We start from the raw sequence: 20263 nt of genomic DNA on the forward strand, positions 1-20263 counted from the left end.
TGCGATGGCGGAGACGCGCCACGCCCCTTGATGGAAGCGTGAGCAGTCCGACCCGGAAGCGAAGCTCGAGTGGGCACGAGAGGTGCAAACACAGACTTGCGCTTGGTGACTCCACCAAGCATTGCCGGTCCCTTGCCCCTCTTCAGGTGAAAGCCATGAGAACAATGTCCGAATTCAGCTCGCGAAACTCCAAGCCACGCGGAGGGTGGGACGCACTCCGCCAGGCCACGAAGGTTTCCGCCATGTTGGCGGGAGTCCTCGGTCTGGTGGGGTGCACGCCCGAGCAGCAACTCCAGCTCGAGCAAGACGCGTTGAGCAGTTCGCGCGCGGGCCTGACGCTGGGCGGCCCGAGCCTCCTCCACCGCTACAGCTTCACCGCCGGCGGGACCGACTCGGTGAGCGCGGCGCATGCCACGCTCGAGGGGGGGGCCACGACCGTCAATGGCGAGGTGATTCTGAACGGAGCGGGGGCCTATGTGAACCTGCCCATCACCGGGACCCTCGCCAGCCTCCAGGATGCGACCTTCGAGGCGTGGGTGAAGTGGGATTCCGCCTCGGGGCAGACGTGGGCGCGCATCTTCGACTTCAACGATGGCGTTTGGTACAAGTCCCTGGTCCTCACCCCGCGCAATGGCGGCTTCGACTCGGGGCCGGCGGTAGACACGCCACGCTTCAGCATCTTCAGCCCGGCCATCAGTGGAGAGGAGCAGGCCACCAGTGCGACCGGGTTCCCAACGGGCGCGCTCACGCACGTCGCCGTAACCATGGACAGCGTCGCGAGGGTCAACCGCCTGTACATCAACGGCGTGCAGGTGGCTCAGACCACCACCCCTACCGCGCTCACTCCGGCGAGCCTGGGCACGCTCGCGAATGCGTGGTTGGGTCGTTCCGCCTATTCCGCGGATCCATTCTTCAAGGGCTCGATCTCCGAGTTCCGCGTTCACGGCGCTGCGCTGTCGTCGAATGACCTCACCGCCAGCTTCCATGCCGGCCCGGATACCGTGATGGCGCCTGACGCGGAGCACGTGGTCATCTACGGGCGAACGGACGTGGCGGGCATGGCCGCGGACACCACGAGCGTGTACTGGGTCGAGAACCGAACCTGCGGCCAGGTGATGAAGGCGTCGCTCTCCACGGGTAGAGCGCAGGTTCTCGCCTCCGGCCGCGAAAACCCGAGCGCCGTGACCACGGATGCCACGTTTGTCTACTGGGTCGAGAACGGCACGACCATCTTCAAGATGCCCGTCAATGGCGGGAGCATCACCCCCCTGGCCTCGGGGCTATCGGGGATTGGCCATCTCGCCACGGATGGCGCGGAACTCTTCTGGACCCAGGGAGGCTCCATCCTCCACATGCCGGTCCAGGGCGGCACGCCTGCCATTCTCTACACGACAGCCCTGGCTGGCCCCCTCGCAGTGGATGGTCATCATCTCTACTGGATGCAGCCGGGCGGCACCATCGTGAAGGCAGCCAGGCCCGGCGGCCCTCCTGCATACCTCTGGGGTGCGTCGAACGCCACCACGGGTATCGCCAGCGACGGAACGGACCTCTTCATCGCGGAGAACCTGAGTCCATACGACGTCCTCCGGGTCCCGGTAGGCGGGGCCCAGTCGGTGCCAGCGTTTTCCATCAGGTACGGCAACATCACGAGCCTTGCCGTGGGGCCCAACCGCGTCGCCTGGTTCGACCCCAGCCTCGGTGCGATTCTCGCCAAGGGCAAGTAGGGCACGCGGACTCAGGGCCAGCGAGGGGAACTCAACCGGCTGCAGCTCCCCTCGCTACCGGTCCTGCCCCAGGAGCTGCGTCGCCCGCCGTGCCAGCCGCCGCCAGGGATTGGTGCGGCCCCCATTCTCCAGCGTGATTTCCTTCGAGTGCCGCAGGTCTTTGGCCCAGCACCGCGCCAGCTTGCGGACGAAGGACGCATCGTGGATGACGAGCGAGCCCTCCTTCAGCTTGTTGAGCGACAGCGAGTCCATGTTGGTGGAGCCCACCACGGCGAGCCAGTCATCCACGAGCAGCGTCTTCGAATGCATCATCGACGGCTGGTACTCCCAGATGCGCGCGCCCGCGGCCAGCAGTCGCTCGTACGTCGAGCGCTGGGACGCCCTCATGATGGGCACGTCATGGTTGGGCCCGGGCCCCAGGATGCGAATCTCCACGCCCTGACGGCACTTCTCCTCCAGGTGCTCCAGAATCGCGTTGGGCGGTGAGAAGTAGGCGTTGGCAATCCAGATGCGCTCGCGCGCGGCGCCAATCACGATACGAATCATGCGCTCCGCGTCGGTGAGGCCCAGCTTGCCCGCGCTGTCGATGAAGCCCGCGGCGCAGGGGCCCATGGGCTCCGCTTCAGGGAAGGCGCTCGGCGGAATCAACCCGCCACCCGACTCCTGCCAGTGCCGGGAGAACGACAACTGCATGCGGCGCACCTCGGGCCCCTCGACGCGGACGTGCGTGTCGCGCCACTCGTCCGGCTTCAGGCCGTCGCCTTCCCACACCTTCCAGATGCCGAAGCCGCCCGTGTAGCCAATGCGCCCGTCGACGATGACGAGCTTCTGGTGACTGCGCCCCAGCAGACGGCCCAGCACCTTGCCCGCCAGGAGCCGGAAGTAGTGGACCTCCACCCCAGCGCCCGTGAGCACCTTCTCCACCTTCTGGTCGAAGTCGCGGTCGCCGCGAATCTCCTCGCTGCCCACCGGGTCCACCACCACGCGGCACGCCACGCCCGCCCGGGCGCGCTCCACCAGCGCCTCCACGACACGGTCCGACAGCTCACAGGGCCGCCAGATGTACACCAGGACATGGACGCTGCTCTGGGCGGCGCGGATGTCCGCCAGCATGCGCTCGAAGACAGCACTGTTCTCCAGCAACTCCAGCGAGTGTCCGGGAGTCAGCCCCACGCCCGTGGACTGGTACAGCGCGAAGGAGAAGGCCTCCGGCCCCGGCGGCAGCGTGAAGGGCCCGTGCATCTCATGTCGCGCACGCTCCACGCCGCCCGAGAAGCCCAGCGCCCCGGGCTTGGGAATCAGCGCCTCCAGCTCCTGCATTTCATCCATACGGGCAAGCTAGGGATGCCTCCCTCCGCTTGGAATGCCGCGCCTGCCCGCATGCCTCGGGCCCGACGCGTGCTTCCCGTTGCCGCGCGGCGGCAGGCTGGCCACACTGCGCCCGTCCTCAAGCCCCCAGGAGCGCCAACCATGGTGGATGACACCCGACCGACAGCCCACGAGCTGCTGTCCCTGCCTCGACTCGCTCCGCTCGTGCCCATGCTGTACGTGGCCTGGACGGACGGGGAGCTCACGCCAGAGGAGATTCGCGCCATGGGCTCCGCCGCCCGCGCGCAGCCCTGGCTGGACCTGCGCGCCAACACCGTGCTGGCGCGCTGGCTGGACCCGCTGGTGCCGCCCAGCCCCGGTGAGCTGGCCCAGGTGCGCGAGCACATCCGCCGCACCGCGGAGCGCCTGTCCCATAGCGAACACAACAACCTCGCCGAGCTGGGCGCGCGGCTCGCCCAGGTGGGCAACGGCGACGAGGGCCTCCCCGCGCCCATGCCGGAGCTGACGCGCGCGCTGGCGCAACTGGAGGCGTCCCTGGGCGTCTCCGGCAGCGAGGCCGTCCGCTCGCTCGTCCCCGCCGCATCGCCCAGCCGCGCCCATGAGGGCACGCCCACCTCCTTCGACCCGGAGGCGCTGCGCGCCGTGCTGGACCGGACGTACCCGGAGACGCGCGCCCAGGTGCGGCAGTGGCTGGCGGACCCGGCCTTCCGCTACACGGACACCCGCGACACCGCGAAGTACCGCGACAAGGTGCTCGCCTGGCTCAAGGCCATGGCCGACCAGGGCCTGGGGCGCATCGCCTTCCCCGCGGACAATGAGACGAGCGCGGACCTGGGCGCCTTCGTCACCGCCTTCGAGACGCTGGCCTATTTCGACCTGAGCCTCGTCATCAAGGCCGGTGTCCACTTCGGCCTCTTCGGCGCCAGCATCCTCTTCCTCGGCACCGAGAAGCACCACCGGAAGTACCTGCCCCAGGTGGCCTCGCTGGAGCTGCCCGGCTGCTTCGCCATGAGCGAGCTGGGTCATGGCTCCAACGTCCGGGACGTGGAGACGGTGGCCCGCTACGACGCGGAGGCCGGCGAGTTCGTGATTCACACGCCCACGGAGACGGCGCGCAAGGAGTGGATTGGCAACGCCGCGCGGCACGGGCGCATCGCCACCGTGTTCGCGCAACTCGAGGTCGGCGGCCGGGCGCTGGGCGTCCACGCGCTGCTGGTGCCACTGCGCGACCCGGCCGGGAAGGTGCTGCCCGGGGTTCGCATCGAGGACTGCGGCGAGAAGATGGGCCTCAACGGCGTGGACAACGGCCGCATCTGGTTCGAGCACGTCCGCGTCCCGCGCGAGAACCTGCTGGACCGCTTCGGACAGGTGAACGCGCAGGGCGAATACACCAGCGCCATCACCGGCGACTCCAAGCGCTTCTTCACCATGCTGGGCACGTTGGTGGCGGGCCGGGTGAGCGTGGCCGCCGCGGCGCTGAGCGCGGCCAAGAGCGGGCTCACCATCGCCGTGCGCTACGGCGACCTGCGGCGCCAGTTCGGCCCCGCGGGCGACCAGGAGTTCCGCCTGCTGGACCACCAGGCCCACCAGCGGCGCCTGCTCAAGCCCCTGGCCAAGACGTACGCCATGGACTTCGCGCTCGAATACCTGGTGGAGCGCTACGTGAAGCGCACCGAGGAGGACGCGCGCGAAGTGGAGTCGCTGGCGGCCGGCCTCAAGGCCTACAGCACCTGGCACACCACCGCCGTCCTCCAGGAGGCGCGCGAGGCGTGCGGCGGCCAGGGCTACCTCGAAGCCAACCGGCTGGCGGCGCTGAAGGCGGACACGGACGTGTTCACCACCTTCGAGGGCGACAACACGGTGCTGATGCAGCTGGTCGCCAAGGGCCTGCTCACCGGCTACAAGCAGCGCTTCGAGGACGACCGCGTCTTCGCCGTGCTGAAGCTGCTGGCGGACCGGGCCACCCGCGTGGTGGACCGCAACCCCTTCGCCGCGCGGCGCACCGACAGCGACCACCTGCGCGACAACGACTACCACCTGCGCGCGCTGCGCTTCCGTGAAGAGGAGCTGCTGGAAACCGTGTCGCGGCGCCTGCGCAAGCGGCTGAGCGCGGGCGTGGAGGCCTTCGAGGCCTTCAACCAGGTCCAGGTCCACCTGCTGGAGCTGGCACACGCCCACGTGGAGCGGCTGGTGCTGGAGCAGTTCCTCAAGGGCGTGGCCGACGTGAAGGACCCCGGCCTGAAGACGGTGCTGGGACGCCTGTGCGACCTCTACGGCCTGTCCTGCCTGGAGTCCGCCAGCGGCTGGTTCCAGGAGCACGGGTGGCTGGAGGGCACCAAGGCGAAGGCCATCCGCAAGGAGGTGACGCGGCTGTGCGCCGAGCTCCGCCCCGACGCGGTGGCGCTGGTGAACGCGTTTGGAGTACCCGACACCTGCCTCGCCGCGCCCATTGGCTTGGGCCACCTGTCGCCATGAGGTGAACGTTTGAGGCAGGCGGCACTGCCCTCCTGCCTGCCCCATGCACAGCATCGTGGGGCCATGACACGACACACGACGATTCTGCTGTGCGCCCTCGGGTGGCTGTCGGGCTGCGCCACGATGTCTCCCGTGGAGCGCGCGGCCGCCCTGGAGGCCCAGAACAAGCAGCGGGTGCAGCAGCTCACCGAGGAGCTCTACAACCTGCGCAAGCTGGACCGCATCCCGGAGTTCATCGCCGAGGACTTCGTGGACCGCTCCCAGGGCGCGCCCCTCAACGCGGTGGGGCCCGCCTTCATCCGCCAGCAGGCGGAGGCCAGCTTCCAAACGTTCCCGGAGCTGAAGTTCGACATCCTCCACCTGGTGGCGGACGGCGACCTGGTGCTCGTGCACTGGAAGGCCACCGCACCGGCCCCCCAGCCCCTCCTGCTGCGAGGGCACTCCCTGTACCGGCTGCGCGACGGCAAGGTGGTGGAGTCCTGGGACATCTCCGACCGCCTGTCGCCGCTGCTCCAGCGTGGCTACAAGGTGGTGCCGCCCACGCTGTAGCCCTCGGCTCAGCCGCCGGGCGCGCGGAACACCGCGCCGTCCTGGCCTTCCACCACCAGGCTGGCGCCATCCGACGGCGACACCCGGAGCGCCACGCGCGGCAGCCCCTTGCGGTCCCTCAGCACCAGACCGGGAGAGCCATGCTCGTCCGCACCCAGGATGGCCCGGGGCCGTCCGTCCGCGTCCGACAGCTCCAGCCGCGACGAGCCATCCACCTGGAGGCCCACCGCGAACAGCTCCCCTCCTCCGGGCTTGGACAGCGTCAGGCGCGGCGCCTCGTCGGAGTACACCATCAGCTCCGCCAGGGACTGGCCCTCGGCGGTGGAGAAGCGCAGCCGGGGCGAGCCGTCCTCGCCCACGCCCAGCAGCGCCCGGGGCCGGCCCTCGCCGTCGCGCAGCACCAGGCCCGCGTTGCCCTGCGCATCGGTATCCAGCGTGGCCCGCGTCTGCCCGCGCGCGTCCGTGAGCACCAGCCGGGAGGCCACCAGCGTTCCGGAGGACAGGTCCTCGCCCCGGAGCGCCGCCGCGCCCAGCCCCAGCCCCGCCAGCGCGAGCGCGGTGAACGTCAGCCCCTGCCACCGCCGGCAACTGCGCTCCAGCCGCGCCATCCGTGCTTCGAGCGAATCCGAATCCATTCGAACGCCTCCTCGCGAAGAGAAGCTAACGGAAGCGGGCCCGGTGCGCGCGCCCGACTGTCCAGCAGTGACGGCCCGTCCACCCCCGCCGTGGTCGCCGTGCCGCCGCTGACCTATTTGCGCATCCATCACTACCAGGAAGGCCCCATGACTTCACGACTCCGGCTGCTGCCGCTGCTGGCCCTGCTCTCGCTGACAACCTGCGTGCGCAACCCCGCCACCGGCAAGCGAATGCTGTCGCTCGTCTCCCAGGATGACGAGATTGCCCTGGGCAAGCAGAGCGCGGAGGAGGTGCGCGGGTCCATTGGCCTCATCCAGGAGCCCAAGGTTCAGGAATATGTCGCCCGGGTGGGCCTGCCCATGGCGAAGGCCTCCGAAAGGCCGGAGCTGCCCTGGACGGTCCAGGCCGTGGATGACCCGGTGGTGAACGCCTTCGCCCTCCCCGGAGGGCCCGTGTTCGTGACGCGGGGCCTGCTCACCGCGCTCAACTCCGAGGCGGAGCTGGCCTCCGTGCTGGGGCACGAAATCGCCCACATCACCGCACGGCACTCCGTGGAGCAGCTGTCCCAGGCGCAGCTGGCCCAGGCCGGCCTGCTGCTGGGCAGCGTGCTCAGCGAGGACGTGGCCCGCTTCGGGGGCCTTGCCGCCGCCGGTCTCCAGCTGCTGTTCCTCAAGTACGGCCGCGACGACGAGCGCCAGGCGGACGAACTGGGCTTCAAGTACATGCTGAACGGCGGCTACGACGTGCGCCAGGCGGCCAACGTCTTCGCCACCCTGGACCGCGTGGGCAAGGCCGCGGGCGGCCAGAGCCTCCCCGCGTGGCTGTCCACCCACCCCGACCCAGGCGACCGCGTGAAGACCGCCCAGGAGCGCGCCGCGAAGGCCAACGTGGACTTCAACCAGCTCAAGGATGGCCGGGAGGAATACCTCGCCATGCTCCAGGGCATGCCCTACGGCAACGACCCGCGGCAGGGCTTCTTCCGGGGCAACGTCTTCATGCACCCGGGCCTGCGCTTCCAGCTCACCTTCCCCCAGGGGTGGAAGACGGCGAACCAGCCGCAGCAGGTGGCGGGCATCAGCCCCCAGGAGGACGCCATCGTCGGGCTGGTGCCCACCGGCAAAATCGCCCCACAGGAGGCGATGCAGCGCTTCCTCGCGCAGGAGGGCATCCAGCCCGTGAGCGCCGCGCCCACCGGATTCCCCCAGGGCGCCAGGTTCTTCCAGGCGCAGACGGAGCAGGGCGTCATCGCCGGCGTCACGGCCTTCGTGTCCCAGGGCGGCACCACGCTCCAGCTCCTGGGCTACACCGGCGCGCAGCAGCTCCCCGCCTACGAGGATGCCTTCCGCGCGACCTTCTCCAGCTTCGGCGCGCTGACGGATGCCTCGGCGCTGGCCGTCCAGCCCGCGAAAATCGAGCTGGCGAAGGTGACGTCGCCCATGACGCTGCAGCAGTTCAACGAGCAGCACCCGTCCACCATCTCCGTGGAGGAGTTGGCCATCATCAACGGCGTACAGCCCGGGGACACGCTGCCCGCGGGCCGTACGGTGAAACGCGTGACGGGCGGGGTGCAGACCACGCCCTGAGCCGTGCTCCGGCACGGTGCGCCGGAGCACGGTGCGTGCCTCAGTAGTCGACGTCGCCGTCGCCACGCTCCGGCGCGCGATAGCTGTCGTCGCTCCGGTCCTGGCGGCGGTCCGTCTCCTCCACGTAGTCGGTGGGGATGATGTCGGGACCGCGCCGGACCGGCCGGCCCGCGCCAAATAGGAAGCCCAGCTTGAACTGCGCGAAGCCGCCGCTGAAGCCCGCGATGGCCTCCGAGTCCGTGTTGGTGGTGTTCACCTCGCCCACGACGGGAAAGGAGATGCCCACTTCAGGCATCAGTCGGAAACCCTCCGTCACGCGAAGCGCGTAGCCCACCGAGGCGCCGACGCTGAGGAGGTTGACGGCGGCGCCGTCATTGCCCACGTCACCGGAGACCCGCGTCCAGATGGCGCGAGGCCCCAGCACCAGCTCCGAGCCCCCCGTCGTCTTGAAGCCCACCAGCAACGGGACGGCGACGTTCAGGTAGCTCGACGAAGCTTTCTCTCCGTCCACGGTCGTCCCCGAGCTGAAGGACGCGCCCGAGATGGACGGCGCCAGGGAGATGGCCAAGGCTGGGTCACCGGGCTGGGTCAGCAGGAACTTGGTCTGCAACTCCGCCAGGGAGGACCCCAGCCGGACGCCCAGGTCCACGCGCTCCGCTACACCATAGCGAAGCGCCACGTCGAAGTGGGGCACGTACCCCGCCGCCGATACGTCTTCTTTCGCGCTCAGGACGGCCGCACCGAGGACGCCCGGCTCAATGCCAACCTGGAAGCGCCCCGCCCCGAGTGTGTCCGCCGTCTGGACGTGGCTCACCGACGCGCAGCCCGTCCCCAGAACACCCATCAACGCAGACACGACAGCAACAGAACGACGAAACATGTTCCCCTCCGAAGCCTTTCATTCCGTTCCGGAACGAAGCGGGGGCATGGACGTCGAACGGAATCGAACATTCACATTGGATTATCCGAAACCCGATTTTCCCCGGAGGACACGCGGCGCATCATGCGCGGTATGAGCCTCCACGAACGCGAACGGTTGGCGACGGCCTACGCGGCGACGCGCTACGTCATCCGGCCCCATCCCAGCACGGGTGGTGTCGAGCAAATCCTGCGGGCGGGCGCCTTGCACCCGGCGCTGGACGCAACGCTTGCGGCGCGCGGCCACCGCGAGTGGGCCTTCCTGACGGCGTGGAATCCCGGCTCGCAGCGGCGGAGCGACGAGGAGAACCGCCGCGCGCAGGCGCGGATGGTCGCGCAGCTCGTCGCCGGGGGTTGGGGGGCCGCCCCCGCGCTGGGGGAGGCGGATGACGGCAGTTGGTGCGAGCAGAGCCTCTTCGTCCCCGGGCTTCCCCGCGAGGAGGCCGGACGCTTCGGCCGCGCCTACGGGCAGGTCGCCGTGCTCGTGGGACGCACGGGAGGCCAGGCGGAGCTGCTGTTCTGCGAGGAAGCCCGCTCACCCGCCCCGTGAAGCACGCGGACAGGGTGCCCCCGCGCCGCCCGTGGGGCCGGGGGCGCGGGGCGACGCCCACGCTCAGGGAATGGGGCCCCGGGGCTGACCGGCCGCCGGGACGGAGCCACTGCCCCCCAGCGCGGTGTCACCCGGGTTCTCCGGGATGACTTCCAGCTCGCGGGCATTGATGACCCTGCGCGCCAGCTCGTCGAACTCGACCTCCAGGATGCGGCCGGGTTGGTCCGCGAGGCCGAAGCGGATGCGCCAGAAGTTGGGGCGGATCTCCACCGCCTCCCCGGCCTCGGCCAGCACCAGTGAGTTGTTGCGGGCGTATTCCTCGCCGGCCTGCACCACGTCCCGGGCGCCCAGCTCCGTCTGCACGGCGGCCGAGCTGGGAGGGACAGGGGGGCGGCCGGTAGGCCCCGTCGCGCAGGCCATGGAGGCCAGGATGGCGCCGGGCAAGAGGAACCGGGGGACGATGCGAAATCGGATCGGCGTCATATGCCCATGGTGAGCACGCCGCGTGCCACCTGCAGGCAGGGAAGCCGGAAACGTCCAGTGCTGGACCTGCGTCCGGCGCGGCGCTTGAGCGGCACCCCGCCGGGAGAGCACCCCGCCCCGGCATGCGTCCGGGGCGGGAAGGGCCCTATTTCGCCGGAGCGGGCGTCGGGGCGATGGCGCGCTGCTTCTCCACCACCTCGTCGATGAGGCCGTACTGCCGCGCGTCCTCGGCGCTCATGAAGTAGTCGCGCTCGGTGTCCTTCTCGATGCGCTCGACGGTGTGCCCCGTGTGCTTCACGATGAGGCCGTTGATGTAGCTGCGCAGGCGGAGGATTTCCTTGGCCTGGATGTCGATGTCCGTGGCCTGGCCCTGCGCGCCGCCCAGCGGTTGGTGAATCATGATGCGGCTGTTGGGCAGGGCGTAGCGCTTGCCCTTCGCCCCCGCCAGCAGCAGCAGCGCGCCCATGGAGGCCGCCTGCCCCACGCAGATGGTGGACACCGGACACTTCACGTACTGCATGGTGTCGTAGATGGCGAGGCCCGCCGTCACGGAGCCACCCGGCGAGTTGATGTAGAGGTTGATGCCCTTGTCCGGGTCCTCCGACTCCAGGAAGAGGAGCTGGGCAACGATGATGTTGGCCACGTCGTCGTTGACAGGCGTGCCCAGCATGATGATGCGGTCCTTGAGGAGCCGGCTGTACAGGTCGTACGCCCGCTCGCCGCGGTGCGTGGTCTCGATGACGAAGGGGACGTTCATGACGCCCCTACCCTAATCGCCCTTCCGCCGCCGCGCCCGTCCCTTCTTCCCGGAGCGTACGCTGCCCCACGCTTCGACGCCGGGGCCTCCCAGCCCCCTTGGGGACCTACCCCTTGTGGCCCGTCATGTCCTCCGGGCGGACCCACTGGTCGAACTGCTCGGGCGTGACGAGCCCCAGCGCCACGGCCGTCTCCTTGAGCGTCGTGCCGTCCCTGTGGGCCGTCTTGGCGATTTTCGCCGCGTTGTCGTAGCCGATGTGGGGGTTGAGCGCCGTGACGAGCATCAGGCTGCGCTCCAGGTTCTCCTGGATGCGGGGCCGGTTGGGCTCGATGCCCACCACGCAGTGCAGTCGGAAGCTGCGCATGCCGTCCGCCAGCAACCGGCAGCTCTGGAGCAGGTTGTGGGCGATGAGCGGCTTGAAGACGTTGAGCTGGAAGTTGCCGGACGCGCCGCCCACGGTGACGGCGACGTCGTTGCCCATCACCTGGGCGCACAGCATGGTGAGCGCCTCGCTCTGGGTGGGGTTCACCTTGCCCGGCATGATGGAGCTGCCCGGCTCGTTCTCCGGGATGATGATTTCCGCCAGCCCCGACCGCGGCCCCGACGACAGCCAGCGCACGTCGTTGGCCACCTTGAAGAGCACCGCCGCCAGCCCCTTCAGCGCCCCGTGCGCCTGCACCAGCGCATCATTGGCGGCCAGCGCCTCGAACTTGTTGGGCGCGGTGACGAAGGGGTGGCCGGTGAGCTGGGCCAGCTCCTTCGCCACCCGCTCGGCGTAGCCCTTGGGGGCGTTGAGGCCGGTGCCCACCGCGGTGCCGCCCAGGGCCAGCTCCAACAGGTGCGGCAGGGTGCGCGCCAGGTGGCCCTTCGCGTGGTCCAGCTGCGCCACGAAGCCGCCCAGCTCCTGTCCCAGCGTCAGGGGCGTGGCGTCCTGCAGGTGGGTGCGGCCCACCTTCACCACGTCATGGAAGGCGCGGGCCTTCTGCGCGAGCACGTCGCGCAGCGCCTCCAGCTCCGGCAGCACGTGCTCGGTGATGGCGGCCACGGCGGCCACGCTCATCGCGGTGGGGAAGACGTCGTTGGAGCTCTGCCCCTTGTTGACGTCGTCGTTGGGGTGGACCTTGCGGCCCTCGCCGCGCTCGCCGCCCAGCAGCTCCGAGGCGCGGTTGGCGAGCACCTCGTTGGTGTTCATGTTCGTCTGCGTCCCGCTGCCCGTCTGCCAGACGCTCAGGGGGAACTCCGCGTCGTGCTGGCCAGCCAGCACCTCGTCGGCGGCCCGGATGATGGCCTCGCCCTTCTCCTTCGCCAGCGAGCCGTTCTCCACGTTCACCCGCGCGGCGGCCTTCTTCACCAGCACCAGGGCGCGGATGAGGGCCAGCGGCATGCGCTCGGTGGAGATGGCGAAGTTCTGGAGGCTGCGCTGCGTCTGGGCGCCCCACAGCCGGTCGGCGGGGACGTCGATGGGGCCGAAGGTGTCTTTCTCCGTACGAACGTTCTTCGTGCTCACGCGCGGGGCTCCTTGGAAAGAAAGGTGGGCCCCCTCGAATAACAGGCCGGAGCCTTCAGGCAGGGCTCCGGCGTGATTTTCTTCGTTGGACGCTGAGCACTACACCCGGCGCTCGACGCGCGGCGTGCTCTCCGAATTGCCCAGGCCGGACAGCCAGTTGTACGTGCGCCGCAGGGGCGCGGTGCCCGTCGCCGACGGCGGCGTGAAGGCCCACAGCAGCAGGTACACCATCAGCGCGGTGCCCCCGGACACCGCCAGCGCCACCACGAAGCCCACGCGAATCAGCGCCGCGTCCACGCCCAGCTCCCGTCCCAGCGCCGCGCACACCCCGGTCAGCAGCCGCCCATCCACGCCCCGGTGCATGGGCTCCGTGCGCGCGCCGCAGCGCGGGCACCTCCGGACCTCCAGGCTCACTTCCTCCGTACAGGTGGCGCAGCGTCTCTTGGCGTCCATCACGTCTCCCTTCCGGGGCCGCTCCCACTTGGCGTCCACGGCCCTCATTCCTACCTACGCGCCTTGGTGCTCCCCATTGCATACGCCCTGGGGACGATCTGTTGATTTACAGATTTAACACGCCGGCTGTTGACACAGTTACAGGCAAGCAGGCAAAGATTCACGCCGCACTTCCTTTCTGCACTCTCAGGACTCATTTTCCGAGCCGTTCCAGCAGATTTACAACGCGCCTAGCCAAAGGAGCTCAGATGTCGGACCAAGCCCCCGCTGTGAAACCCCCGGCGTTCGGACCGGGAGTGGTGGTGAAGGGGACCTGGCACCCCGACTACGCCGAGGTCCTCACGCCCGAGGCCCTGGAATTCGTGGCGAAGCTGGCCCGCAACTTCGGCGAGCGCCGGCTGGCCCTGCTGGAGCGCCGCAAGGCCGTCCAGGCGGCCTGGAGCAAGGGAGCGCGGCCCCACTTCCTGCCGGAGACGAAGGCCATCCGGGAGGGCGACTGGACGGTGGCTCCCCTGCCCGCCGACCTTCAGGACCGCCGCGTGGAGATCACCGGCCCGGTGGACCGGAAGATGGTCATCAACGCGCTGAACTCCGGGGCGAATGTCTTCATGGCGGACTTCGAGGACGCCAACAGCCCCACCTGGGACAACGTGGTGCGCGGGCAAGTCAACCTGCGCGACGCGGTGCGCGGCACCATCTCCTTCACCGCGGAGAACGGCAAGCACTACGCCCTCAACCCGAAGCGCGCCGTGCTCTTCGTGCGGCCTCGCGGCTGGCACCTGCCGGAGCGGCACATCGAAATCGACGGCAAGCCCATCTCCGGCTCGCTGCTCGACTTCGGGCTCTTCTTCTTCCACAACGCCCGTGAGCAGCTGGCGCGCGGCACCGGCCCCTACTTCTACCTGCCGAAGATGCAGAGCCACCTGGAGGCCCGGCTGTGGAACGACGTGTTCCACCTGGCCCAGTCGGAGCTGGACATCCCGCGCGGCACCATCAAGGCCACCGTCCTCATCGAGACGCTGCCCGCCGCGTTCGAGATGGACGAAATCCTCTACGAGCTGCGCGAGCACTCGGCCGGACTCAACTGCGGCCGCTGGGACTACATCTTCAGCTTCATCAAGACGCTCCAGTCGGACACCCGCGTGGTGCTGCCCGACCGCGGCCAGGTGACGATGGACAAGGCGTTCCTCAACGCCTACTCGCAGCTGCTCATCCAGACCTGCCACCGCCGCAACGTGCACGCCATGGGCGGCATGGCGGCCTTCATCCCCATCAAGGGGGACGCGGCGGCCAACGACGCCGTCATGGACAAGGTCCGCGCGGACAAGCTGCGCGAGGTGAAGAACGGCCACGACGGGACGTGGGTGGCCCACCCCGGCCTCGTGGAAATCGCGCGCGACATCTTCGACTCGCACATGAAGGGCCCCAACCAGCTCTCCAACAAGCGCCAGGACGTGAAGATTGGCGAGGCGGAGCTGCTCAAGGTGCCCTCCGGCACGCGCACCGAGGAAGGCCTGCGCCACAACATCCGCGTGGGCATCCAGTACACCGCCGCGTGGCTGGGCGGCCTGGGCTGCGTGCCGCTCTACAACCTGATGGAGGACGCAGCCACCGCCGAAATCTCACGCGCCCAGGTGTGGCAGTGGATTCACCACGGCGCCACCCTGGAGGACGGCCGCAAGGTGACGCCCGCCCTCTTCCGCGACGCGCTGGGCGAGGAGATGGCCCGGCTCGACAAGGAGGGCGCCAAGGAGCGCTACGGCGCGGCCCACCTGGAGCGCGCCCGCGCCCTCTTCGAGCAGCTCTCCACCGCCGGCACCTTCGAGGACTTCCTCACCCTGCCTGCCTACGACGCCTTGGAAGCCCAACGCTGAACCCTTCGCACCTTCGCAGCAGCAACCCACCACTTTTACCGTAGCGAGGAGCCCACGATGTACGACGCCACGCCGACGACCGCCGATGCTTCCCCTCACGCCAAGCTCCACGCGCAGCGTTTCGAGGGCATCAAGCGCAACTACACCCAGAAGGACGTGGAGAAGCTCCGCGGCTCCATCACCGTCAGCCACACGCTGGCGGAGCTGGGCGCCAAGAAGCTCTGGGAGCTGCTCCACACCGAGGACTACATCAACGCGCTCGGCTCGCTCACCGGCAACCAGGCGGTGCAGATGGTGCGCGCGGGCCTGAAGGCCATCTACCTGTCCGGCTGGCAGGTGGCGGCGGACGCGAACTCCGCGGGGCAGATGTACCCGGACCAGAGCCTCTACCCGGTGGACAGCGTCCCCACCGTGGTGCGGAAGATCAACAACGCCCTGCGCCGCGCGGACCAGATTGACCACGCGGAGGGCCGCAAGGACCGCTACTGGTTCGCGCCCATCATCGCCGACGCCGAGGCCGGCTTCGGTGGCCCGCTCAACGCCTTCGAGCTGATGAAGGGCATGATTGAGGCGGGCGCCGCCGGCGTGCACTTCGAGGACCAGCTGGCCAGCGAGAAGAAGTGCGGCCACATGGGCGGCAAGGTGCTGGTGCCCACCAGCCACTTCGTCCGCACCCTCAACGCGGCCCGGCTCGCGGCGGACGTCATGGGCGTGCCCACGCTGCTGGTGGCCCGCACGGACGCGGACAGCGCCAAGCTGCTGATGAGCGACGCGGACGAGTACGACCACGCCTTCATCGACAAGAAGTCCGGCCGCACCGGCGAAGGTTTCTACCGCCTCAACGGCGGCCTGGACTGCGCCATTGCCCGCGGCCTGGCGTACGCGCCGTACGCGGACCTGGTCTGGTGCGAGACGAGCACCCCGGACCTGGCCCAGGCGAAGAAGTTCGCCGAGTCCATCCGCGCCAAGTACCCGAACAAGCTCTTGGCCTACAACTGCTCGCCGTCCTTCAACTGGAAGAAGAACCTGGATGACGCCACCATCGCCAGGTTCCAGCGCGAGCTGGGCGCCATGGGCTACAAGTTCCAGTTCGTCACCCTGGCCGGCTTCCACGCGCTCAACTTCGGGATGTACGAGCTGGCGCGGAAGTACAAGGACCGCGGCATGGCGGCCTACAGCGAGCTGCAGCAGGCCGAGTTCGCGGCGGAGAAGGACGGCTACACCGCCACGCGTCACCAGCGTGAGGTGGGCACCGGCTACTTCGACCAGGTGGCCGAGGTCATCTCCGGCGGCAACGCCAGCACGCTCGCCCTGACGGAGTCCACCGAGGCCCACCAGTTCTAGGCGACGGCGCCTCTTGAAGTCTTCTGAAGGCCGCGGCTGACGGGGAGCACGCCCGTAAGTCCGCGGCCTTCGGGCATTTTTGGCCTTCCGCGCAACTTCGCGGGGCCGCTGGGCGATAATGGGGATTCGAGAGGTCCGACACGTGCGTGGTGCGCGTCCCGGGCCGAGACGGAGCCGCCATGAACCGCATCAACTCCTTCACCGGTCCCATGATTCAGCCCGCCACCACGCAGGCGCAGACCCGCGCCGCCAGCACGAGCTTTGGCGCGCTGGTGAACCCGATGGCCCCGGCCAACCGGCCTGGGGATCCGCTGATGGTGTCGGGGGGCGCGGTGGTCGCCTCGGCGCTCGCCTCGGTGGGCAGCTCGCCGAACAACGGCATCCTGAACTCCTATCTGTCCGCCGTGGGCCGCGGGCCCATCTCCGAGGACGGCTCGCGGGGCCCGGTGTCCCAGGCCCCGGCCGGCTCGGAGCAGGCGCAGCAGGAGCAGGTCCTGATGGAGCTGGCGGAGATGTCCGCCGCGACGCTGTCGAACTCCATCCTGCACATGGGCAACAAGATGAAGGTGGACATGGACCGCGAGTAATCGCGGTGGGGCTCAGCCCTTCTTCTTGTTGCTGTCCGCGTTGTAGGCGTCGCGTTGGCCTCGCTGCAGTTCGGGGCCTTTCTTCCACGGCAGGTCGACGTCCGTGCGTTGACCGCCGTTCTGTTCGGCCACGTCGTTGAGGAACTCGGCGCGTCCCTCGGCGGGGACGCGCTCGCCGTCCACATCCGGGTCCTTCTGCTTCTTGGGGTCGAGCGGGATTCCCGCGCCACGCTTGAGATAGTCCTTGGGGTCCATGCCTTCCAAGGTGGCGACGCTGCCCGTCCGCGCGCAGAGGGCGGACAGGCGGGCGGGCGGTGGGTGACTCAGTTGAGGTACTTGGGCCGGGGTGGCTCGGCCGGCTGCTGCTTCATCATCTCCAGGCCCTGCCGGGTGAGGACGAAGCGAACGACGCCGGAGCCCCGCTCGGTCTCGATTTCCGCCTCGAAGGCAGGCCCGGCGATGCCGCCGAAGGACACGTCCTTGCGCAGGTTCACCACCCGGCCGCTCACCATGTCCCCGGCCACCTCCTTGGCGCCGTCACCGCGCTGGTGCAGCTCGAAGGCCGCCTGGTGCAGCGTCATCGCCAGCGAGGGCGACAGAGGCTGGTTGCTGAAGAGGACGGAGATGAGGAGCCAGTAGGGAGGTGCCTGGTCGGTGGACATCGCGTCCTCATCCTAAGCGCCCGGCGGAACGGAGGCCCGTGGAAGTGACGGGCCGCACGCGAGCGCCTAGCGGGTGGGCAGCTCACGGAAGGTGATGCCCTCCAGATCCAAGCGCTGCACCGCCTCCTTGAATCGCTCGGTGCCCACCATCACGGTCGCGAAGTTGCCCACGCGGAAGACGTCTCGGTCCGTGGGCAGCGAGGCTGCGTCGAGAATGGGGTCGTCTGGTAGCGACATTCCGAGCCGGCCACAGGTGCCGCAGGGGGGGCGCTGATCCGGCGGGTAGCAGTCCGGGTGTAACTGTCCGCGCAGTTCGACTTGAGGCTCCAGATATTCGGGCGGCGACTTCTGACGGAAGCGCAGTTCAGCCTTCCGACTCGAAAGCCCTAGAACACCTTCGGCGTGGAGCCCTTCGAAGGCGTCTCGGCGAAGCAACAGCAGATAGCTTCCCTGCCACGTCAGGGGCCCCAGATCGCCACGAGCGGGGCCAACCAATGGGCCGAACGCCGTACCAGGAGGTAGGGCGACACCTGGAGGGGCCAGAGGGCGAACCAACTCGCGGAGACGCACGAACTCGGTGAATGGCTCGGGCCTGGCCTTTAGGAACGCGTCCTGCTCTGGCAGCGCTGACAAATCGACAGCAGGGTAATTATGGCCGGTAGAGGCCCAGGTCACACTACAGCCGGGGCACTTCGCCAACCCAGGCAGGCTCCATTTGTGCGCGGCATTGAAGTCCCCTTTGTAAGCGGCCAACGCTGTCCAATCCTCCAGGAGCCAGAAGTAACGGGGCATGCATCCTCACGTTCCGGGCTGGGAATAATAGGGCCGAATGGGTCCGCCCATGAGCTGGAAGCGATAAATGAGTTCCCCTGCGTACTTGAAGATCTCTTCAGGCGACGCACTTGGGTTACGGCCCCTGAAGTCGCGCCACGCCTGATTCCACGCGCCACCACGATTGCCTCCCTGGTGAATCCTGAGGTGGAGGTCTCTCGGTATCGGCATGGTGTAGTCGTGAATCTTGACGCCTTGCTGCACGAACCAGCCAGCGAGGTCCTTGGCCTGGGGAAAGATGTGGTGCTTCTCCCAGCGCCCGGGCAGAAGCTGATGTGATGGCGGGATGATTCGCTCAGGCGCCCCGTTCCAGTTGGGGAACACCATGACAGCGCCCCGAGGCAACTGCTGCCCGATGCCCCAATTCCGCCGGGGGCCTCGGCCCGGTGTCGCGGCAGCCGCAGGTGGCCGAGCGGGAGGGAAGCGCGCCAACTCCACCTCTCCAGGCAGGTCCGCGCAGCGGTAGAAACCGCAGGCGTCGCCCAGGCACAGCAAGGACACACACTGGTCCTCGTGCGGAGTCCAACACTCCAGCTCCGCATCGTCCCAGGCCTGCTGAATGGGCGGCTTGACCGAGGTGGAACACCCCAGCCAAAGCACGGCGAGCACCGGAAGCCATCGGAGCGGACAGGTTCGCATCCCGCGAAGTCTAGGCTTCAGGTCTGTCTTGCCCGTGCCACCCTGCCGCTAACCCGCGCGTGGGCGGCGACGTGAGGCAATGCCCTCGGCGAGCGCGACCTGCTGCTTCCAGTGCCCATACAGGCGCCCCTGCGAGGCCAACCGGTCCAGCTTGCGCTGTGTCGCTTCATCCACAGACCCAGGCGGCGCATCACGGAAGGGCGTCCCCGGCAGCGGCATGAACGTATGCCCATGAACGCGCGCGCCCAGCGCCGCCAACTTCTCCATCAGCGCCACCGTGGCGTCAACGTCCGCCGGCTCCTCGCCGGGCAGTCCCAGGATGAAGTCCACGTTGGGCACGAAGCCGCACTCCACCGCGATGCGGGTGGCGCGCACCACCGTCTCCACGTCATGCCCGCGACGCGTACTCTGGAGGATGCGCTCGGAGCCGGACTGTCCACCGATGATGAGGTTATCGTTGTGGACGTAGCGCTTGAGCAGCGCCAGCGCCTCGGGCGTGACGTGCTCGGGGCGGACCTCCGACGGGAAGGTGCCGTAGTAGACGCGCCCATCGGGCGCCATGGCCTCCTTCACCGCGGCGAGCAGTGCCTCCACCGCGTCCAGGTTCACCGACTCGTCGGCGGTGCCGTAGGACATGGAGGTGGGCGTGATGAAGCGGATGTCTCTCCGCCCCGAGCGCCGCAGCTCCCGCGCCCAGTGCGCCACGTTGGCCACGGAGCGGTGGCGGAAGCGCGCCTTGCTCATGAACGGCGTCTGGCAGAAGCGGCACGCGTAGATGCAGCCGCGCGTAATCTCGATGGCGCCGTACTGCCCGTTGCGCGCCGCGAAGGGCGGGAAGTCGTCCAGTTGCACGCCCTCCCCTCGGCCGTGCTGCACCAGCTTCCCGTCCTTCAGATACGCGACGCCGTGCGTCTCACGCGGCTCCTCGCCGCGCAGCACCCGGCCGAGCAAGGCGCGCAGGGAGTACTCACCCTCGCCCACCGCCACCAGGTCGAAGCCCGCCTGAAGCGTCTGGAGCGTCTCCGCCGTGGCGTGCACGCCGCCGGCGATGCACAGCACGTCCCGTCCCTCCAGCCGCTCACGCACCCATGCCAGCTCCTCCGCCGCCGGGGCGAAGCTGGCCGAGTAGAAAGACCACGCAGCCACCACCGTGTCTCCGGCGTCCACGCGCTCGCGAATCGTGTCCAGCAGCGTCTCGCGGCTGCGCGGAAAGTGCAGCGTCACGTCCGCCAGCGCCGGGTCCGACTCCACGGCGCCCGCCAGCACGGTGAAGGCGTACTTACCCGGGTACTGGTAGCTCAGGACGAGCGAAACGCGGCGAGATGGCTGCATGCTGGAAGCGCTTTATGCCACAGGGCCGGC

Annotated in this window: 20 protein-coding genes; 8 read left to right on the top strand and 12 right to left on the bottom strand. The window is 68.9% G+C overall.

Features of this window, described 5'->3' with window-relative positions:
* Positions 1 to 242 precede the first annotated feature (242 nt).
* Complete coding sequence (locus tag BHS09_RS33150; RefSeq protein ID WP_237079975.1) at positions 243 to 1724, top strand: LamG domain-containing protein; 1482 nt, start codon at positions 243 to 245, stop codon at positions 1722 to 1724.
* A gap of 54 nt (positions 1725 to 1778) precedes the next feature.
* On the opposite strand, the gene BHS09_RS33155 is transcribed toward BHS09_RS33150, so the two are convergent.
* Positions 1779 to 3053 carry a phospholipase D-like domain-containing protein gene (locus BHS09_RS33155; RefSeq protein ID WP_140800028.1) on the bottom strand — a complete coding sequence of 425 codons (1275 nt, stop codon included), beginning with the start codon at positions 3051 to 3053 and terminating at the stop codon, positions 1779 to 1781.
* A gap of 141 nt (positions 3054 to 3194) precedes the next feature.
* Between BHS09_RS33155 and BHS09_RS33160 the strand changes: the two genes are divergently transcribed.
* Together BHS09_RS33160 and BHS09_RS33165 are read left to right on the top strand one after the other, a co-directional pair.
* On the top strand, positions 3195 to 5528 hold the full coding sequence (locus BHS09_RS33160; RefSeq protein ID WP_140795376.1) for an acyl-CoA dehydrogenase family protein: 2334 nt from the start codon (positions 3195 to 3197) through the stop codon (positions 5526 to 5528).
* A 63-nt stretch (positions 5529 to 5591) separates the two neighbouring features.
* Positions 5592 to 6077 carry an ester cyclase gene (locus BHS09_RS33165; protein WP_140800029.1) on the top strand — a complete coding sequence of 162 codons (486 nt, stop codon included), beginning with the start codon at positions 5592 to 5594 and terminating at the stop codon, positions 6075 to 6077.
* 8 nt (positions 6078 to 6085) lie between these two features.
* On the opposite strand, the gene BHS09_RS33170 is transcribed toward BHS09_RS33165, so the two are convergent.
* The gene (locus BHS09_RS33170; protein WP_174258957.1) at positions 6086 to 6712 is read right to left on the bottom strand and encodes a hypothetical protein; all 627 of its coding nucleotides are present in this window, start codon (positions 6710 to 6712) and stop codon (positions 6086 to 6088) included.
* A gap of 147 nt (positions 6713 to 6859) precedes the next feature.
* Here BHS09_RS33170 and BHS09_RS33175 point away from each other — a divergent pair, with 147 nt between their 5' ends.
* A complete protein-coding gene (locus tag BHS09_RS33175; protein ID WP_140800031.1) occupies positions 6860 to 8296 on the top strand; it encodes a M48 family metalloprotease in 1437 nt (478 codons plus the stop codon).
* A 40-nt stretch (positions 8297 to 8336) separates the two neighbouring features.
* Here the strand turns inward: BHS09_RS33175 and BHS09_RS33180 are convergent, their stop codons facing one another.
* Positions 8337 to 9176, bottom strand: coding sequence for a hypothetical protein (locus BHS09_RS33180; protein WP_237077700.1), 840 nt, complete (start codon positions 9174 to 9176; stop codon positions 8337 to 8339).
* Positions 9177 to 9299: 123 nt separating this feature from the next.
* Here BHS09_RS33180 and BHS09_RS33185 point away from each other — a divergent pair, with 123 nt between their 5' ends.
* Positions 9300 to 9764, top strand: a complete 465-nt coding sequence (locus BHS09_RS33185) for a DUF3293 domain-containing protein (protein WP_237079976.1) — start codon at positions 9300 to 9302, stop codon at positions 9762 to 9764.
* A 63-nt stretch (positions 9765 to 9827) separates the two neighbouring features.
* On the opposite strand, the gene BHS09_RS33190 is transcribed toward BHS09_RS33185, so the two are convergent.
* The 4 genes from BHS09_RS33190 to BHS09_RS33205 form a co-directional block, all read right to left on the bottom strand.
* On the bottom strand, positions 9828 to 10247 hold the full coding sequence (locus BHS09_RS33190) for a hypothetical protein (RefSeq protein WP_140800032.1): 420 nt from the start codon (positions 10245 to 10247) through the stop codon (positions 9828 to 9830).
* A 145-nt stretch (positions 10248 to 10392) separates the two neighbouring features.
* A complete protein-coding gene (gene clpP, locus BHS09_RS33195; RefSeq protein ID WP_140795382.1) occupies positions 10393 to 11004 on the bottom strand; it encodes an ATP-dependent Clp endopeptidase proteolytic subunit ClpP in 612 nt (203 codons plus the stop codon).
* Between the two features lie 106 nt (positions 11005 to 11110).
* Positions 11111 to 12511, bottom strand: coding sequence for a class II fumarate hydratase (gene fumC / locus BHS09_RS33200; RefSeq protein ID WP_140800033.1), 1401 nt, complete (start codon positions 12509 to 12511; stop codon positions 11111 to 11113).
* 99 nt (positions 12512 to 12610) lie between these two features.
* Positions 12611 to 12964, bottom strand: a complete 354-nt coding sequence (locus BHS09_RS33205; protein WP_228559464.1) for a PspC domain-containing protein — start codon at positions 12962 to 12964, stop codon at positions 12611 to 12613.
* Positions 12965 to 13212: 248 nt separating this feature from the next.
* Between BHS09_RS33205 and aceB the strand changes: the two genes are divergently transcribed.
* From aceB to BHS09_RS33220, 3 genes are all read left to right on the top strand, one after another.
* Positions 13213 to 14838 carry a malate synthase A gene (gene aceB / locus BHS09_RS33210; protein ID WP_140800034.1) on the top strand — a complete coding sequence of 542 codons (1626 nt, stop codon included), beginning with the start codon at positions 13213 to 13215 and terminating at the stop codon, positions 14836 to 14838.
* Positions 14839 to 14895: 57 nt separating this feature from the next.
* Positions 14896 to 16182: an isocitrate lyase gene (gene aceA / locus BHS09_RS33215; RefSeq protein ID WP_140795386.1), complete on the top strand. Its 1287-nt coding sequence runs from the start codon at positions 14896 to 14898 to the stop codon at positions 16180 to 16182.
* 179 nt (positions 16183 to 16361) lie between these two features.
* Positions 16362 to 16769: a hypothetical protein gene (locus BHS09_RS33220; protein WP_174258958.1), complete on the top strand. Its 408-nt coding sequence runs from the start codon at positions 16362 to 16364 to the stop codon at positions 16767 to 16769.
* Positions 16770 to 16781: 12 nt separating this feature from the next.
* On the opposite strand, the gene BHS09_RS33225 is transcribed toward BHS09_RS33220, so the two are convergent.
* The 5 genes from BHS09_RS33225 to BHS09_RS33245 form a co-directional block, all read right to left on the bottom strand.
* Entirely contained in the window at positions 16782 to 17024 is a 243-nt protein-coding gene (locus tag BHS09_RS33225; protein ID WP_140800035.1) for a hypothetical protein, read from the bottom strand.
* 68 nt (positions 17025 to 17092) lie between these two features.
* The gene (locus tag BHS09_RS33230; RefSeq protein WP_140795389.1) at positions 17093 to 17431 is read right to left on the bottom strand and encodes a hypothetical protein; all 339 of its coding nucleotides are present in this window, start codon (positions 17429 to 17431) and stop codon (positions 17093 to 17095) included.
* A gap of 66 nt (positions 17432 to 17497) precedes the next feature.
* Positions 17498 to 18223, bottom strand: a complete 726-nt coding sequence (gene sitI6, locus BHS09_RS33235) for a SitI6 family double-CXXCG motif immunity protein (protein ID WP_140800036.1) — start codon at positions 18221 to 18223, stop codon at positions 17498 to 17500.
* A 6-nt stretch (positions 18224 to 18229) separates the two neighbouring features.
* Positions 18230 to 18901 carry a SitA6 family polymorphic toxin lipoprotein gene (gene sitA6, locus BHS09_RS33240; RefSeq protein ID WP_140795391.1) on the bottom strand — a complete coding sequence of 224 codons (672 nt, stop codon included), beginning with the start codon at positions 18899 to 18901 and terminating at the stop codon, positions 18230 to 18232.
* 48 nt (positions 18902 to 18949) lie between these two features.
* Complete coding sequence (locus BHS09_RS33245; protein WP_140795392.1) at positions 18950 to 20233, bottom strand: TIGR04013 family B12-binding domain/radical SAM domain-containing protein; 1284 nt, start codon at positions 20231 to 20233, stop codon at positions 18950 to 18952.
* Positions 20234 to 20263: the final 30 nt, after the last annotated feature.

The organism is Myxococcus xanthus (genome assembly GCF_006402735.1).
GTDB lineage: Bacteria > Myxococcota > Myxococcia > Myxococcales > Myxococcaceae > Myxococcus > Myxococcus xanthus_A.

Bases quoted from the DNA above. Each gene is read 5' to 3' on its own strand.
- BHS09_RS33150 (WP_237079975.1), top strand. From the start codon at position 243: ATGTTGGCGGGAGTCCTCGGTCTGGTGGGGTGCACGCCCGAGCAGCAA.
- BHS09_RS33155 (WP_140800028.1), bottom strand. From the start codon at position 3,053: ATGGATGAAATGCAGGAGCTGGAGGCGCTGATTCCCAAGCCCGGGGCG.
- BHS09_RS33160 (WP_140795376.1), top strand. From the start codon at position 3,195: ATGGTGGATGACACCCGACCGACAGCCCACGAGCTGCTGTCCCTGCCT.
- BHS09_RS33165 (WP_140800029.1), top strand. From the start codon at position 5,592: ATGACACGACACACGACGATTCTGCTGTGCGCCCTCGGGTGGCTGTCG.
- BHS09_RS33170 (WP_174258957.1), bottom strand. From the start codon at position 6,712: ATGGATTCGGATTCGCTCGAAGCACGGATGGCGCGGCTGGAGCGCAGT.
- BHS09_RS33175 (WP_140800031.1), top strand. From the start codon at position 6,860: ATGACTTCACGACTCCGGCTGCTGCCGCTGCTGGCCCTGCTCTCGCTG.
- BHS09_RS33180 (WP_237077700.1), bottom strand. From the start codon at position 9,176: ATGTTTCGTCGTTCTGTTGCTGTCGTGTCTGCGTTGATGGGTGTTCTG.
- BHS09_RS33185 (WP_237079976.1), top strand. From the start codon at position 9,300: ATGCGCGGTATGAGCCTCCACGAACGCGAACGGTTGGCGACGGCCTAC.
- BHS09_RS33190 (WP_140800032.1), bottom strand. From the start codon at position 10,247: ATGACGCCGATCCGATTTCGCATCGTCCCCCGGTTCCTCTTGCCCGGC.
- clpP (WP_140795382.1), bottom strand. From the start codon at position 11,004: ATGAACGTCCCCTTCGTCATCGAGACCACGCACCGCGGCGAGCGGGCG.
- BHS09_RS33205 (WP_228559464.1), bottom strand. From the start codon at position 12,964: ATGGACGCCAAGAGACGCTGCGCCACCTGTACGGAGGAAGTGAGCCTG.
- aceB (WP_140800034.1), top strand. From the start codon at position 13,213: ATGTCGGACCAAGCCCCCGCTGTGAAACCCCCGGCGTTCGGACCGGGA.
- aceA (WP_140795386.1), top strand. From the start codon at position 14,896: ATGTACGACGCCACGCCGACGACCGCCGATGCTTCCCCTCACGCCAAG.
- BHS09_RS33220 (WP_174258958.1), top strand. From the start codon at position 16,362: ATGAACCGCATCAACTCCTTCACCGGTCCCATGATTCAGCCCGCCACC.
- BHS09_RS33225 (WP_140800035.1), bottom strand. From the start codon at position 17,024: ATGGACCCCAAGGACTATCTCAAGCGTGGCGCGGGAATCCCGCTCGAC.
- BHS09_RS33230 (WP_140795389.1), bottom strand. From the start codon at position 17,431: ATGTCCACCGACCAGGCACCTCCCTACTGGCTCCTCATCTCCGTCCTC.
- sitI6 (WP_140800036.1), bottom strand. From the start codon at position 18,223: ATGCCCCGTTACTTCTGGCTCCTGGAGGATTGGACAGCGTTGGCCGCT.
- sitA6 (WP_140795391.1), bottom strand. From the start codon at position 18,901: ATGCGAACCTGTCCGCTCCGATGGCTTCCGGTGCTCGCCGTGCTTTGG.
- BHS09_RS33245 (WP_140795392.1), bottom strand. From the start codon at position 20,233: ATGCAGCCATCTCGCCGCGTTTCGCTCGTCCTGAGCTACCAGTACCCG.